This window comes from Brasilonema angustatum, assembly GCF_059505445.1.
The window spans coordinates 40,702-55,674 of record NZ_JCACKO010000006.1 but is presented as its reverse complement, the minus strand read 5'-3'; the positions used below and the strand labels follow the sequence as shown (position 1 = coordinate 55,674).

Genomic DNA, 14,973 nt, shown 5'->3' with positions numbered 1-14,973 from the left:
GGTTATAAAAAATCGTGATTTTGCCTACTTTGTCGGGCTGTAACAGGTTTCGTCTTTACCCCTGAGACAAAGCTGTTTCTGACCCAGATCGGTTTTGAATTTCACCTGATAAGTTTCGTTTTCAGCAGCCAAAGTTTTCTTGTAGTTGTTCGCTCTGTCGCACGAAAAGTCACGAGTGAAAGTTCCTGGAGACCAGTTAATTGTCATTGTACTGCCGCTCAGACGGACTTTTCCTTTTCGAGATTGGAAAATTTGCTGGTTGCAGCCGCCGTTCATCACGTTCATAATTCCTGTGAATTCGGCTGTTCCGTTCGGCTGAAATTGATAAGTGAAACGCGAACCGTTTGAACCCATATATGCGCCACCCGTGCTGTAAGTACTGCTTCCGGTACGCGTCCAGACCCATTTTCCAACTATAGACGAAATATCTCCAACGCTGCCAGATGAATCATCCGCATTATTTGAAGCGGTTTCGCCCGTGTGTGCGCTGTTGTAAACAGACAGTAAAAGTTTAGCTTCCGCATCATCCGGCAAATTTCGCAATTGCCCAATATATTCTTTGTTAAATGCTTGCCGAACTTGGCTTTGTTCCTCTTCATTCTTAGCACGAACTTTTGTATAATTAGAAATTAGATTGTCAATGCTTTTTCTGGTTCCTGCTGGATCTTTGCTATATTCATTTAACTTGATTGACTGATATTCACTGCGCTGTTTGCTAGTGAATTTTGCTGCAAATGCCCATTCGTAAAAAGCGATAACTTGATCAATATCCGATTGGCTGAGAGATTGGTTTTCAGCCGTTAATAAAACTTTACTTCCAGCAGCCTGGGCAGAAATATTTATAGTCGCTTCGCCCATAAAAACGACACATAAAGCTAACATGGTAAAGTATTTTAATTTGTTCATCATTACTGTCATTTTGTTGCCATTTCATTAATTTTCCCAGCGAGTGGGTATTTGATATCCTACCTCACAGTAGTAAGTGTGCGTGACCACTGGTTAGGTTGCGATAAAATTTATTGTAAGCGTTCAGGGGGTACAAATAAGAATGAAAACACGCAAGACTTAATAACTGGTATTTACACTAAAGGTAGGCGAGATCTAGTCAGTCCAAGGGTCAAAACGTATAATAGACTATAACAAAATACAACAGCGATACTAGACATTTCATAAATCTATATATTTTCTGATAAAAAGATATTAAATGAGCTTTAAACTACGAAAATATGACTAAGATACTAGAGTACATCGACAAGAACTCAGACGAAACGCAACGCTTAGTAGCTCTCAAGTATCAGCTTGAATTATTAAAGAAAAAAGCTCAAGCTTTTGGCTGAAAGCTTATCCCCATTTTTCACTTCACCTAATATGTTTGTTGAGAGCCTTCTCACTAGCGCCGCTACGTGCTAGCAACATATGAAAGAAAAAAGAAACACCATCCCCCTTCTACCCTGTTTTCTGTTCCCTGTGTTTATTTAGAGTTATATTACTTTATAAACTTCCTCTAAATAATTTGCAAAAAAGAATGAGAATTAGCTTGAAAAAGCAGTTAAATGAATTCATTTCCTTAGTCCTGGCAGTATTTGTGACGATTACAGCAGTACCCTTTGCCTATTCTCAAACAAATTCTACAAGTGGTAATCCAGTCGATGGAACTCCTGTAGTTCTGGGGGACGATCAAATTTTCGTAATCCAGGAACGTGTTGGATCATTCTCAGCAGCAGAGCGATCGCAAGCAGTTAACACTAGACTGCAAGTGCTTGCTGAGGATGTATCTATTCCACTTACGGCGCTGAAGACTGAGGAACAAGAAAATACTGTAAATATATTAGCAGGAGAGAAGGTACTTTTTACAGTTACAGAGGCAGATGCTAAAGCCGCAGGCAAACCCAAGCAAGAACTTGCCCGTGAGTATACTAGCAAAATTCAAACTGTGATTAAGAAATACAGGCAAGAACATAGCTTAAAGTACATCTTGTTTGGAGTTTTTTATAGCGTCATTGCCACGATTACTTTATTAATTTTATTAAAATTACTTAATCAGGGCTTTGCCCGAATTTTTGCCAGACTTAATCATCATGAACAAACAGTTCCAGCAGTGAGAATCGACAATTTTGAGTTGCTATCTGAAGCTCAGGTTTCCTCTGTACTGACTCGCTTCGTTGAGTTAGTCCGCTTGGCTCTGTGGCTAGGTATTCTAGCAGTTTATTTCACACTGGTTATCAGCTTCTTCCCTTGGACAAGGGGATTGGAAGCCGTTATAGTTAACAACCTGCTTGTTGCTGTTAAGAATACTTGGGAGAGTTTTTTAGCCAATCTCCCTAACTTCTTGATGATTGCTGTGATTATTGTTGTTACCTACTATATCCTTCGCTTTACCCGGCTGGTTCTCAAAGCCTTAGGCAGGGATAGGACTTTTCCCTGGTTTTATCCAGAGTGGGCAGAACCCACCTACAAGTTAGCAACATTTTTGATTATCGCCTTGGCAGCGGTGGTGGCGTTTCCTTATCTACCTGGATCAAAATCTCCTGCATTTCAAGGTATATCTATTTTTCTGGGGCTTTTGTTGTCACTTGGTTCTTCCGCTGCGGTTGCAAACATTGTTGCTGGCGTAATTCTCATTTACACGCGATCGTTTCAGGTTGGTAATCGCGTCAAAATTGGCGATGCTATTGGAGATGTTGCAGAAAAGACACTTCTGGTAACGCGGATTCGTACTGTCAAGAATGTGGTGATCACAATTCCCAATTCAACAGTTCTCAATAGCCAGGTGACTAACTATAGCGCCTTGATTCAAGACTCCGACACACCGCTTATTTTGCACACAAAATTAACACTGGGTTATGATATACCCTGGCGAAAAATCCACGAAGTCTTAATTAACGCAGCTCTTGCCACTCAACACATCTTGAAAGATCCTACACCGTTCGTGTTACAAACCAGTTTAGATGATTTCTATGTTAGCTATGAGTTGAATGCCCACACTAAAAAACCCCACATCATGGCAAGAATCTACTCCGAATTGCATCAGAATATCCAAGACAAGTGTAACGAAGCAGGCATTGAAATCCTCTCGCCTCAATACTATGCTATTCGAGATGGCAATCAGATTGCCATTCCGGAAAACTATCTTTCTCAAGACTACACAGCACCCGGTTTTAAAATTTCTTCTCCAAGTAATGGCTTCAATGAACCCGACTCACAGAAGTGAGCGTCGGCTCAAATATCATGACTCATAACAAAAGTGAGAAAGTGAACAAGTGGGGTGAAAACTCCTAACTAATGATCAATGATTAATGACTGATAATTATGAATCAACAAAAGCCCATTCTTATTGCCCAAGATATCCATAAGTGGTATGGAAATTTTCATGTTCTCCAAGGGGTTAGCCTAAGTGTCAATCGTGGAGAAGTCGTAGTACTTATGGGACCTTCAGGTTCAGGAAAATCGACTTTTATTCGCACCTTTAATGCTTTAGAAGAATATCAACAGGGACAAATTGAAATTGATGGAATTGACCTCACAAATGACCTAAAAAATATAGAAGCAATTCGGCGAGAAGTGGGGATGGTGTTTCAACAGTTTAACTTGTTTCCTCATTTGAGTGTGTTGCAAAATATCACTTTGGCACCAACTTGGGTGCGCAAGTGGACGAAAGTCAAAGCAGAAGAAACGGCTATGCAGTTGCTAGAACGAGTGGGAATTTTGGAACAAGCACAGAAATATCCAGGACAATTGTCAGGTGGACAGCAGCAACGGGTAGCCATTGCCAGAGCTTTAGCTATGCAGCCTAAAGTTATGCTTTTTGATGAACCCACTTCCGCTTTAGATCCGGAGATGGTGCGAGAGGTTTTGGATGTTATCAAAACCCTTGCTGCTGATGGTATGACAATGGTTGTTGTCACCCATGAAGTTGGATTTGCTCGCGAAGCTGCTGACCGTGTGATTTTAATGGATAGCGGTACGATTGTAGAGGAAGCCACACCAAATATTTTCTTTCAAAATCCCAAGCACGATCGCACTCGCAAGTTCTTATCTCAAATTCTTTAACAAAACCTCAAACATACTATTGAGACACAACCAAGTGCGAGAAACGCAACCTAAACAGACGTAACAAACGCAACCAGCCTTTCGCTGGCTGTTCAAAAAATGTGAAAATATCGCCATAACCCTGGTTGGTTTTTTGGTGATGTTCCCAATGTCTTTCTGGAGTCGTGAGGAACAGAATTCGGCATAAAATCTCTACTAACTTTGGAGTTTGCCAACCCAAGGTAGTCGTGTGTCTCCACCATACATGAAACTGACCAAACAGTAGCCCACACACAACACCAATCGGGGAAAAAGACCATAAAACTGCTGCTACGAGTAAGTAAGGTAAAGCACCCAGAATACCATCCAGAAGAACTTGGGAATTGAAAGTTAGGATGGCATAATGGCGAAAGCTCTTCTTGTAGGAGTGGTGAGTTCGTAAGTGAAGGATACCAAAAACGTGTTCAGGTACGTGATAGCAAAAAGTAGAAAGGAAGTCACCAATAACAAGGAGTATCCAAGCACACGCGATCGCCTTAAACATTGTTTCATCCTCAAATTTTAGTAAAAACCACGACAGAAAAAACAAGCTGAGTCTATTTTCTAAATATCATCACTTAGAAAATAATTTTTCTAAGCTATAAAAAGACACAGTTTAACCTCGTGAAGCACTTTACAAGGATTCTCGTTCTCGACTGGAATTCTTAGGCTCTGTTGATTTTGCTTTGAATGACAGTTTTAGACTGATTTGTTTTGTGGAACATTTATTGATTGTGCTGCATATATCTAAATATTGATTAGCTTTCCGTAGTTTATCATAGTTATACTAAATCCGCTTTCATAACCCTCTCTTAACCCTGGCACAGTGCGGCTATACGAGACTTGTCAGCCTATGCACGAAGTATACGTTTTGCGAACGCGGAGTCATGGAAAACAGAGGTATTGACTTAGAATTAGTATTATTTCTTAATTCCTTAGATAGAGTAAGATACTAAGAGTAAAAGTTAAGTTAAAATTTGCACAAATTTCGGTTAAAGTTTCCTCGTGGGTAAATGCCTTTTTAGATCCGGAGATGGTGCGAGAGGTTTTGGATGTTATCAAAACCCTTGCTGCTGATGGTATGACAATGGTTGTTGTCACCCATGAAGTTGGATTTGCTCGCGAAGCTGCTGACCGCGTAATTTTAATGGATAGCGGTACAATTATAGAGGAAGCCACACCAAGTATTTTCTTTCAAAACCCAAAACACGATCGCACTCGCAAATTCTTATCTCAAATTCTTTAACAAAACCTCAATATCATTGAAACACAAGCAAGTGTAAGAAACGTAGTCTTAACAGACGTAGCAGACGCAACCAGCTTTTTGCCCTTCTGTTAAAAAATGTGAAAATATCGCCGTAACCCTGCTGGAGCATCGCCTCCATGATGTTCTCAGTAATCTCACGTTATAGTGTGTTATTTATTTGTTGATTTTGTATAACTTTATTCTTGAAGCTCTTTTCTATGCTGCTTGAATGTAAATTGATCTTAGACACAAATTCGAGCAAAAATAAATCTTATGAAGAGAACGTTATATTATCATCAGCAATCAAACTTTTCTCGAAAGATCAGAATACTGTTGGCAGAGAAAAATTTGAACTGCGAACTAATTGAAGTTAATTTACTTAATAAACCCCCTGAATTTATCAAAAATTATCCCATTGCTAAAGTACCTGTTTTTGTGGATGAAGACGGCACAGCTATTTGGGATTCAACACTAATTGCAGAGTATCTAGACGAAACTTATCCACAACCAAATTTTTATCCAAGCGCTCCTCGTCAAAAACTTGAGTCTCGTAAATGGGAAGAACTAGCAGATACTTTAGGTGATAATGTTATCAATCTGTGGGTATTAAACTTGACGGGCGATATAGCTCCTAATTATTATCGGACAAAATATGAAACATTAATTAATCGCCTTTTACCAATTTTTGAAGAACAACTGCGATCTGCTAAATATTTGTTAGGCGGCGAAAGTTGGACTGCAGCAGACGTAGCAGCGTTATGTTCTCTGGGTTATTACAGCCTGCGCTTAAATGAGGATTGGCTTCTTCAGTACCCTTATTTGAGAGAATGGTTTGAGAGATTACACGAGCGTGAGTCAGTCAAGTCAACTATTCCTAGAAAAACTTGAGGTACTCGCAACTTAAATGCAGACAATGCAAAAAGAATAAAGACAGAATTTCGATTGAGTTATGTCAAAATATCGACCACAAATCAGGATTTGTTTCCTTGGCGAATCATTTGTCAACGGTACTGGTGATCCTGAGTTTCTTGGATGGACTGGAAGAATCTGTGTTGATGCCACGAGAAAAGGCTATGATATCACCTTCTATAATTTAGGAGTTAGGCGGGAAACGAGTACACAGCTAAGACAACGTTGGTTAAAAGAAGTTTCTTATCGTTTACCAAAAGAGTATGATGGCAGAGTTGTATTTTCTTTTGGAGTGAATGATACAACACTGGTAAATGGTAAACCTCGTGTTGAATTAGCAGAATCAATAGAAAATGTCCGCAGTATTTTGAGTACAGCTAAACAGTTGTATCCTATTTTAATGGTTGGTCCACCACCATGTGCAGATGAAGAACAAGATGGAAGAGATCACAGAATAGTGAATTTATCTAAACAGTTTGCTGTGGTTTGTGATCAACTCAATATACCTTATCTAGATATTTTTCCTATTTTGCAAAAGTCAAAGATTTGGCAAGATGAAGCGAGAGCCAATGATGGTGCTCATCCCAGAGCAGGTGGTTATGCAAAATTTGCAGAAATCGTGCAAAGTTGGGACGGTTGGTTAAATTGGTTTGATCTATAAAACATCTCGTCAAACAGCATAGCCTTTGAAAATAGCAGTGATAACAAGCACCAGGGTGATAAAAATAACTGTTTTTGCTAAAATAATTTACATTAATTTATGTTAAGTTACAAATTGTTTCAGAATGCGCGTACTTTAACAAGACCGATATGAAGGCAGTTCTCAACTCGGATACCTCACAAGTCACTCGACTATTTTCTAACCTTGAACTCTATGGAAACAAACTCAATCATCAACCAGGTAGTGTTTTAGGAAGTACTGCACTTGTCGCTGGAACGACAGTTGGTGCTGGTATCCTCGCATTACCTGCGGTAACTCTGCCATCTGGTGTTGTACCATCAACTGTTCTGCTTGTTGCTGTTTGGCTCTACACTTTAGTTTCAGGTCTTCTGATTGCAGAGGTGACTTTAAACACAATGCGTGTTGTCGGCAGTTCGGGTTCAGGTTTGTTGGTGATGGTTGAGAGGACGCTTGGGAAGCTGGGTGCGCGCTTTGCTGGTGGTGCGTATCTGTTCTTGCACTATGCCTTGCTTGTGGCTTATGTCAGCCAAGGTGGAGAAATTTTAAGATCTGCTGTTGAAAAAGTGTTAGGTGTGCAGAATAATCTGCCTGCGAGTGTGGGGACAACAACGTTTACTCTCTTGTTTGGTGGCATTATGTATCTTGGGCGAGAAAGATTTGTAGAAAAATTGAACAGCGCGTTTGTGGCAATTGTCCTTGCTTCATTTGTTGGACTATTAGTGTTGGCAGCAACGCAGCTTAAGACTTCCTCTTTCTCATTTCAAGATTGGAGTGCACTTCCTGCAGCCGTTTCAGTGATGTTTGTGGCGCTCTTTTACAGTAACGTTGTGCCAACAGTTGTCACTCAACTCGAAGGTGATGTCCGTAAAATACGTCAGTCCATCTTCATTGGTTCTGCGATTCCCTTAATCATGTTCTTGGCTTGGAATGCCGTGATTTTGGGAAGCGTCAGCACTGATATGCAACAAGGCACTTCTGGTGGCGGAACTGTTTTTGATCCACTGCAAATTCTGCGTGATGGTGGTGCAGGAGAATGGTTAGCAGTGTTAGTGTCCGTTTTCTCTGAGTTTGCAATTGTCACATCATTCATTGGATTTGTGTATGGCTTGCTGGATTTGTTCAAAGATATTTCAGCATCTAATCAGCCTGCTAAACGTCTACCGCTTTTTTCACTGATTCTTTTTCCGCCTATGAGTCTTGGGGCGCTTAATCCTAGCATCTTCTTGGCTGCTCTAGACTATGCTGGAACGTTCAGTATTTCAGTTTTAGGTGGAATTATTCCGGCATTGATGACTTGGAAGCAACGTCAAGAGCAGGAACAATCAAATAGCATGAGTCAACCGCTTGTTCCTGGTGGTAAAGTGACGCTGATTGTAATGATTGGCGTTGCGTTGGTTGTGATTGGGAAACAGGTGGTGTCAATGTGGGTTTCGTTTGGATACTGATTTAGGACTTACGCAAAAACTCTTTTAAACCCTCTGTCTCGTCCCTATGTCCTATTGGACAGGCTGTACTCAGCGCGTCATATCCTTTCCCAATGAACACTTATAACAAACGAAGAACATCACCCGCCTGTGGTACCCTATCCCCAGAATCATAGGTAATCAAACTAACCTGATATTAGCTCCTTCTACGCAGGCAAAAATTGAAAAATTATTAAGACATTTTGAATTGAAACTGTTGAGGTGAGAAGATTACTCAGTCAGTGATTTTACTGCTCTAGTACTCTATATAACTAACCAAGAGAGAAAAAGCGATGCAGTACTAAAGTTGACGCTTGTTTAAGCAAAACTACTAGTGCAATATGGCAGAAATATCTGTCGAGTTTTTGAAAGCTCAAAACCAGATGTTATGAGCGTATCTCTGTTTTGCCTGATGACACTAGTTGTAATTTCAGTAATCCCAGGAGAAATTATGTCTCTAGAAGACGTCCAAGCATTCTACGAAAGACTAGGAAGCGACGAAGCTTTTCGTACCCAAATTCAAGGGGTTAATAGTAAAGATGAATGTAGCCAAACGGTCAAAAGTGCTGGCTATGACTTCACCCAAGAAGAGTTAAAAGAATATACAGCCGAACTTTTGGAGTTAAGTGCTGATGAGGACGAACTGGCAGATTTAGACGAAAAAGAATTGGCAACTGTTTTTGGTGGAATTATGGCACAGCCACTGTATGGAATCATTTATGAACCACCCACTAAGTTGCCACCTACTAAGCCCATTAAGTGGCCACCCACTAAGCCGCCCATTTATCAGCCAATGTATGGAGTTGTCGTATCGAAAGAAGAACTCTAAGGAAGCTTGAGCAATAAGCTTGTGTTTTTTGGGACGGACTTACCTGCATCCGTCCCTATTTGAACAAATTAGCTGAGGATATTTCAATCACCTAGCATTTTGCTTGATATTAGCTTATTTGCAAAAGGCAAAATTTAAAAAATAATTAAGAGATTTTGAATTGAAATTGTATCGGTGAGATAATCGTTAACCAGTGATTATCCTGGCTAAGTAAAAACACTGAATAATTAGAGAATAATTGATGCAGTGGAAAAACTGATGGCTGGTTAAGCAAAACTATTAGTGCAGTAGGGCAGAAATGCAGAAATATTTTATTGCAGCATGGTTGTCTAATCGCACTGGTTGTATTTAACTCATCCTAAGAGGAATTATGTCTCTAGAAAACGTCAAAGCATTTTACGAAAGACTGGCAACTGACGAAGCTTTTCGTACTCAAGTTCAAGAAGTTAAGAGTAAGGATGAATGTAGCCAAACTGTCAAAAGTGCTGGGTATGATTTCACCCAAGAAGAATTTGAAGAATATACAGCCGATCTGTTAGAGTTAAGTGCTGATGAGGACAAACTGGCAGAGTTAGACGAAAAAGAATTGGCAACTATTTTTGCTGGGGCAACTGTACACCCGATGTATGGAGTTATTGTTCAACCGGAACCTCAGCCTCTATATGGTGTTGTAATGAAACCACCGGAACCTCAGCCTTTATATGGTGTTGTAATGCGATCGCCAGAATAATCATTTAAAGGAAGCTTGAACAATAAGCTTGTGTTTTTTGGGATCGATGCAGGGCGGGGTTCGTTTAGACACTAATTGTTTGGACTGCTTCCCTCCCTCTCGTCCCTATGTCCTATCGGAAATGCGCTCAGCGGGTTATATCAAGCCTAATATGTAACATTTTGCTTGATATTAACTCCTCCCTTCGTCTGGCAAAAATTGAAAAATCGTTAAGACATTTTGAATTGAAACTATTTAGGTGAGAAGATTACTCTGTCAGTAATTCTATTGCTCCAGTACTTTATATAACCAATAAAGAAAAATTGATGCAGTAGTAAAGCTGACGCTTGTTTAAGCAAAACTACTAGTACAGGTCGGCAAAAATATCTGTTGAGTTTTTTAAACCTCAAAACCAGATGTTATGAGCGTAGCTCTATTTTGCCCAATGCCACTAGCTGTAATTTAAGTAATCCCAGGAGAAATTATGTCTCTAGAAGACGTCAAAGCATTTTACCAAAGAATAGGAACTGACGAAGCTTTTCGTACCCAAATTCAAGGGGTTAACAGTAAAGATGAATGTAGCCAAACGGTCAAAAGTGCTGGCTATGATTTCACCCAAGAAGAATTGCAAGAATATACAGTCCAACTGCTGGAATTAAATGCTGATGAGGACGAACTGGCAGATTTAGACGAAAAAGAATTGGCAACTGTTTTTGGTGGAATTATGGCACAGCCACTGTATGGAGTGATTATTTCTGAACCACCCACCAAGTGGCCACCTACTAAGCCCATTAAGTGGCCACCTATTAAGCCACCCATTTATCAGCCAATGTATGGAGTTGTCATATCGAAAGAAGAACTCTAAAAAAGCTTGAGCAATAAGCTTGTGTTTTTTGGGACGGATGCATAAGTCTGTCCCTATTTGAACAAATTAGCTGAGGGTATTTCAATGACTTATCGCAGAGTGAGTTATGCGGTTTGGGAAATAACGCTGAAGTGCAATTTAGCTTGTCAGCATTGCGGTTCTCGTGCAGGGCACACAAGGGCGAAAGAACTTTCTACAGAAGAAGCCCTTGATTTAGTCAAACAAATGGCGGAAGTCGGGATTACAGAAGTCACCATAATTGGGGGTGAGGCTTTTCTGCGTCCTGATTGGTTGGAAATTGCCTCTGCTATTACCAATGCTGGAATGCGTTGTGGCATGACGACTGGTGGTTATGGTATCACCTTAGATACTGCACGCCGGATGAAGGAAGCTGGAATTAGTGTAGTGTCTGTTTCGGTTGATGGCTTAGAAGCGACTCACGATCGCCTCAGGGGTAGAAAAGGCTCTTGGGAATGGGCGTTTAAGACCATGAGCCATCTTAAGGAAGCTGGTATTATCTTTGGCTGCAACACTCAAATCAATCGCTTATCTGCACCGGAATTTCCCCAAATCTATGAGCGTATCCGTGATGCTGGTATTTTTGCTTGGCAGATTCAGTTAACAGTCCCAATGGGCAATGCAGCGGATAATAGTGACATTCTGCTGCAACCATATGAACTGCTGGATGTCTATCCAATGATAGCTCGTGTTGCTCAACGCGCCCAGGAAGAAGGAGTGCAGGTGCAGCCAGGAAATAATATCGGCTATTACGGTCCCTACGAACGACTGCTGCGGGGAGGACATGCTTGGGCTTTCTGGCAGGGATGCAACGCCGGACTGGCTACTTTGGGCATTGAAGCCGATGGTGCAATCAAAGGTTGTCCTTCACTGCCGACTTCAGCATACACCGGAGGTAACATCCGTGACCACTCACTGGGAACAATCATTGAAGAGGCAGAGGAATTACGATTTAATCTCGGAGCTGATACTCCTAAAGGAACAGATCATCTTTGGGGTTTCTGTAAGACTTGTGAATTTGCTCAACTCTGTCGTGGTGGTTGCTCTTGGACTGCTCACGTTTTCTTTGACAAAAGAGGTAATAATCCTTACTGTCATCACCGTGCTTTAACGCAAGCAAAACGTGGTGTTCGCGAGCGAGTGTTTCTCCAGCATAAGGCGGAGGGAAACCCGTTTGATAACGGCGAGTTTGCTCTGGTTGAGGAAGCAATTGATGCTCCTTTGCCAGTCAATGATCCACTTCAGTTTAGTGGCGATCGCATTCAATGGTCACAAAGTTGGCAACAAGAATTATCAGTCCCTTCATTAACAACCCATTAATCATGTCTGAAGAAAATACAACTATTACTAACTCCCAAACTCAGGTAGACTCTCAAGCACCTCTGTTACCTCGTTTGGCTTGGAGTAATCAAGTAGCCTATTTGCGAGTTGTTTTGAGAGCGAAGAGGGCTTTAGACAGAATAGAAAAGGAAGCAGGTTTAAATGTGTTGGAAAGTTAAAAACCAGAGGCGAGGTCAAAAATAGCCCAAATATAACTTATGGTGAACTCAATCTTTTTTGGCTTGCTTTCTTACGCTTGATTGGGTTCATCCAAACTTCTAGACGAGAGAAAAATTGGGATGCTGCTAAGGTGAGAACCAGATAAACCAACGCAACTGCAGTGTAAATCTCGAAAGAACGATAAGTGTCAGCTACAATTAATTGACCGCGTCGGAATAATTCTTCAAAGCCGATAACTGCTACCAGACTGGTATCTTTAAGCAAGGTAATAAATTCATTTCCAAGTGGTGGAATCATACGGCGTAACGCTTGGGGAAAGATGATGTAGCGCATGGTTTGCACTTCACTCATACCCAGCGAGTTTGCGGCTTCTGCTTGTCCTGGTTCAATAGATTGAATTCCAGCACGAACAATTTCACCTATATATGCAGCAGAGTTGAGGCTCAAAGCAACGACAGCAGCAAGTAAACGGTCAAAACGCAGAGGTATGCCAATGCTTTGAGCCAGTGCTGGCAAACCAAAGTAAATCATAAAAATCTGCACAAGCAGAGGCGTACCACGAAAAAAATCAACATAAGCGCGAGTTACCCAGCGCAAGGGTACAAGGGGCGAAAGTCGGGCAATTCCGATCAACGAACCGCCAATCATACCAAAAACAACTGAAAGCGCGGTAATCTCAAGTGTGACTACAGCGCCAAAAAGTAAATTTGGTAGAGCGTTGAGAATGATAGTTAAACTTTGAATCATTGTTAACTAAGTTGGTACAACAATACCTTCGCCAATTACGAAGGGTGGACACAGAGTTCAGCTTTATGGATGCAACCCAAACAAGATATCTTGTGGAAAATCTGGGCCAATAAAATTGGCGATTGTTAACGCTTGTAGCAGTTGTTTTAGCTTGGTTAATCGGTTCTCTGGTGGGACTTCCAGAATTTGGCAGCGAAGTTGTAGCCCGCTGTCAACCAACCTTACTAGATTTGGGAATTGCGATCGCTGCTGGGGCAATCAGTGGCTATGCCAAAGTACAGCCGAAAATTTCTTCTAGTTTAGCTGGTACGGCAATTGCTGTCGCGCTCATGCCACCAATTTGTGTAATTGGCTTCGGTCTGTCTCAAGCAGATTGATCACTCAGTTTAGGTGCAACCGTTATATAATTCCTGCCCAAAGCTACCCATTGCTGGAAATATTTACTCTGGGCTTTGATTAATTCCTGCTTCATTCTGGTAACGTCGGCGTTATCCAGTCCACAGGCACTCACCGACTAACTGCCGGATACGTACAAATTCTTAAGGTTGATTGCGGCATTCAAGTCACGGTCAATGACAAAACCGCAGTGACCCTGCGGGTTCGCAGTCGCCACAACGGGGGGAACCCCCGCAAGGCGCTGCTCACCACATTTAAACACTCGCTCTTTCAGGTGAAGTGTTTCTTTCTTGGTTCCACAATTAGAGCATGTCTTAGAACTTGGAAACCATCGGTCAACTACAACCAACTTGGAGCCGTACAACTCGCACTTGTAGGTTAGTTGGCGTCGAAACTCGTAAAATCCCATGTCCGCAATTGCTTTGGCTAGCTTGTGGTTTGCCAACATTCCTGATACGTTCAAATCCTCAATTACTACTGTGCCGTGGTTTTTGGCAAGCAGTGTTGTTAGCTTATGTAATGTATCTTTGCGGATGTTGGCTATGTGAGCATGTAACCTAGCAATTTTGAGTTGTGCTTTCTTCCAGTTAGCTGAGCCGATGACTTTATGGCGGTTCAACCACTGCATTCTGGATAGTTTCGCCTCGTACTTTTTGTAGGACTTAGCTCCTTCTACTACCTCCCCAGTTGAGAGGATCGCCAAAGTTTTGACACCAAGGTCAACGCCTACAACGTCTGTATGGCTGGATTCTTGAGTTTCGATTTCAAACCGGAAACTAATAAACCACCTATCAGCTTGACGACTGATGGTAACAGACTTTGGCTTAACCTGCGGTAGTCGTTCATAAGTTTTGAAAATTCCAATCACAGGCACTTGAATTTTATTGTTGCCCAAGATTTTGACTGTACCTTCAAGTGTGAAAGAGTCACGCCTACCTTTCTTCTTGAACTTAGGAACGCCAGCAGTCTTATTGAAACAGCGTTTCCAAGATTCACGCAACGCCATTAATGCCTGTTGTGGAGTGGACTTGCTGACTTCGTAGTACCACTCGTGCTCAGATTTCACCAGTGCCACTAACCACTTATGGAGGTCTATAGCACTAGGGAATTTAATCTTGGAGTCAGGATTAGTTTTGTTGTGATCCAAAATCTGTTTGGTCAGTCCAAGTCCCCAATTCCAAGCATGGCGTGCTACTCCACAATGCTTCATCAATGCAGTGCGTTGTACGTTGTTGAGCTTTAGTTCTGTTTTGAAACCTAAGAGCATTGAACCGACCTTTTATTAATGCTATATGTATGTTAACTTACACTCCAAACAATGAAAATGCCATTTCAGAAGAATAACCAGCTTGGCGCAAAAAAAAGGCTAAAACGACCTCTAGACAAAGAAGTGATTGCATTTAGAGGGTATGAGGGACAGAAAGAAAAGCTAAAAGCCGTTCTTGACTGGCAAGAACGGCTGAGAGGTTTTGTCGAACAACTTATCTCAGAACTACCCAAAAATCAGTAGCAATCTCGTTCCTTTGGGTAGGAATTAAGTT

14 protein-coding genes and 3 pseudogenes are annotated in these 14,973 nt (G+C 41.3%); 13 read left to right on the top strand and 4 right to left on the bottom strand.

Annotated elements, in window-relative coordinates; genetic code table 11:
- Positions 1-24 precede the first annotated feature (24 nt).
- The gene (locus tag AC5JM2_RS01470; RefSeq protein ID WP_495833132.1) at positions 25-918 is read right to left on the bottom strand and encodes a hypothetical protein; all 894 of its coding nucleotides are present in this window, start codon (positions 916-918) and stop codon (positions 25-27) included.
- Between the two features lie 607 nt (positions 919-1,525).
- Here AC5JM2_RS01470 and AC5JM2_RS01465 point away from each other — a divergent pair.
- Together AC5JM2_RS01465 and AC5JM2_RS01460 are read left to right on the top strand one after the other, a co-directional pair.
- Positions 1,526-3,211, top strand: a complete 1,686-nt coding sequence (locus AC5JM2_RS01465; protein ID WP_495833131.1) for a mechanosensitive ion channel family protein — start codon at positions 1,526-1,528, stop codon at positions 3,209-3,211.
- 98 nt (positions 3,212-3,309) lie between these two features.
- Complete coding sequence (locus AC5JM2_RS01460; RefSeq protein ID WP_495833130.1) at positions 3,310-4,050, top strand: amino acid ABC transporter ATP-binding protein; 741 nt, start codon at positions 3,310-3,312, stop codon at positions 4,048-4,050.
- Between the two features lie 16 nt (positions 4,051-4,066).
- On the opposite strand, the gene AC5JM2_RS01455 is transcribed toward AC5JM2_RS01460, so the two are convergent.
- Positions 4,067-4,573, bottom strand: coding sequence for a sterol desaturase family protein (locus tag AC5JM2_RS01455; RefSeq protein WP_495833129.1), 507 nt, complete (start codon positions 4,571-4,573; stop codon positions 4,067-4,069).
- A 516-nt stretch (positions 4,574-5,089) separates the two neighbouring features.
- Between AC5JM2_RS01455 and AC5JM2_RS01450 the strand changes: the two are divergent.
- From AC5JM2_RS01450 to AC5JM2_RS01410, 9 genes and pseudogenes are all read left to right on the top strand, one after another.
- Positions 5,090-5,314: pseudogene (locus AC5JM2_RS01450) on the top strand (amino acid ABC transporter ATP-binding protein); the annotation flags it as partial.
- A 273-nt stretch (positions 5,315-5,587) separates the two neighbouring features.
- Positions 5,588-6,202 (top strand): glutathione S-transferase family protein, encoded by a 615-nt coding sequence (locus AC5JM2_RS01445; protein ID WP_495833128.1) that lies wholly within the window; start codon positions 5,588-5,590, stop codon positions 6,200-6,202.
- A 61-nt stretch (positions 6,203-6,263) separates the two neighbouring features.
- A complete protein-coding gene (locus AC5JM2_RS01440) occupies positions 6,264-6,884 on the top strand; it encodes a GDSL-type esterase/lipase family protein (RefSeq protein ID WP_495833127.1) in 621 nt (206 codons plus the stop codon).
- Between the two features lie 149 nt (positions 6,885-7,033).
- Positions 7,034-8,350: an amino acid permease gene (locus AC5JM2_RS01435; RefSeq protein WP_495833126.1), complete on the top strand. Its 1,317-nt coding sequence runs from the start codon at positions 7,034-7,036 to the stop codon at positions 8,348-8,350.
- A gap of 469 nt (positions 8,351-8,819) precedes the next feature.
- Positions 8,820-9,197: a Nif11-like leader peptide family natural product precursor gene (locus AC5JM2_RS01430; protein WP_495833125.1), complete on the top strand. Its 378-nt coding sequence runs from the start codon at positions 8,820-8,822 to the stop codon at positions 9,195-9,197.
- A gap of 370 nt (positions 9,198-9,567) precedes the next feature.
- On the top strand, positions 9,568-9,927 hold the full coding sequence (locus tag AC5JM2_RS01425) for a Nif11-like leader peptide family natural product precursor (RefSeq protein ID WP_495833124.1): 360 nt from the start codon (positions 9,568-9,570) through the stop codon (positions 9,925-9,927).
- 463 nt (positions 9,928-10,390) lie between these two features.
- On the top strand, positions 10,391-10,771 hold the full coding sequence (locus AC5JM2_RS01420) for a Nif11-like leader peptide family natural product precursor (RefSeq protein WP_495833123.1): 381 nt from the start codon (positions 10,391-10,393) through the stop codon (positions 10,769-10,771).
- Between the two features lie 84 nt (positions 10,772-10,855).
- Positions 10,856-12,109, top strand: a complete 1,254-nt coding sequence (locus AC5JM2_RS01415; RefSeq protein ID WP_495833122.1) for a nif11-class peptide radical SAM maturase 3 — start codon at positions 10,856-10,858, stop codon at positions 12,107-12,109.
- A 2-nt stretch (positions 12,110-12,111) separates the two neighbouring features.
- On the top strand, positions 12,112-12,288 hold the full coding sequence (locus AC5JM2_RS01410) for a hypothetical protein (RefSeq protein ID WP_495833121.1): 177 nt from the start codon (positions 12,112-12,114) through the stop codon (positions 12,286-12,288).
- A 37-nt stretch (positions 12,289-12,325) separates the two neighbouring features.
- On the opposite strand, the pseudogene AC5JM2_RS01405 reads toward AC5JM2_RS01410, so the two are convergent.
- Positions 12,326-13,027 (bottom strand): annotated as a pseudogene (locus AC5JM2_RS01405) (amino acid ABC transporter permease); the annotation flags it as partial.
- A gap of 137 nt (positions 13,028-13,164) precedes the next feature.
- On the opposite strand from AC5JM2_RS01405, the pseudogene AC5JM2_RS01400 reads away from it, so the two are divergent.
- Positions 13,165-13,410: pseudogene (locus AC5JM2_RS01400) on the top strand (DUF389 domain-containing protein); the annotation flags it as partial.
- Between the two features lie 140 nt (positions 13,411-13,550).
- Here the strand turns inward: AC5JM2_RS01400 and AC5JM2_RS01395 are convergent.
- Positions 13,551-14,699: an RNA-guided endonuclease InsQ/TnpB family protein gene (locus AC5JM2_RS01395; RefSeq protein ID WP_495833120.1), complete on the bottom strand. Its 1,149-nt coding sequence runs from the start codon at positions 14,697-14,699 to the stop codon at positions 13,551-13,553.
- Positions 14,700-14,750: 51 nt separating this feature from the next.
- On the opposite strand from AC5JM2_RS01395, the gene AC5JM2_RS01390 reads away from it, so the two are divergent.
- Positions 14,751-14,942 carry a hypothetical protein gene (locus AC5JM2_RS01390; protein ID WP_495833119.1) on the top strand — a complete coding sequence of 64 codons (192 nt, stop codon included), beginning with the start codon at positions 14,751-14,753 and terminating at the stop codon, positions 14,940-14,942.
- Positions 14,943-14,973: the final 31 nt, after the last annotated feature.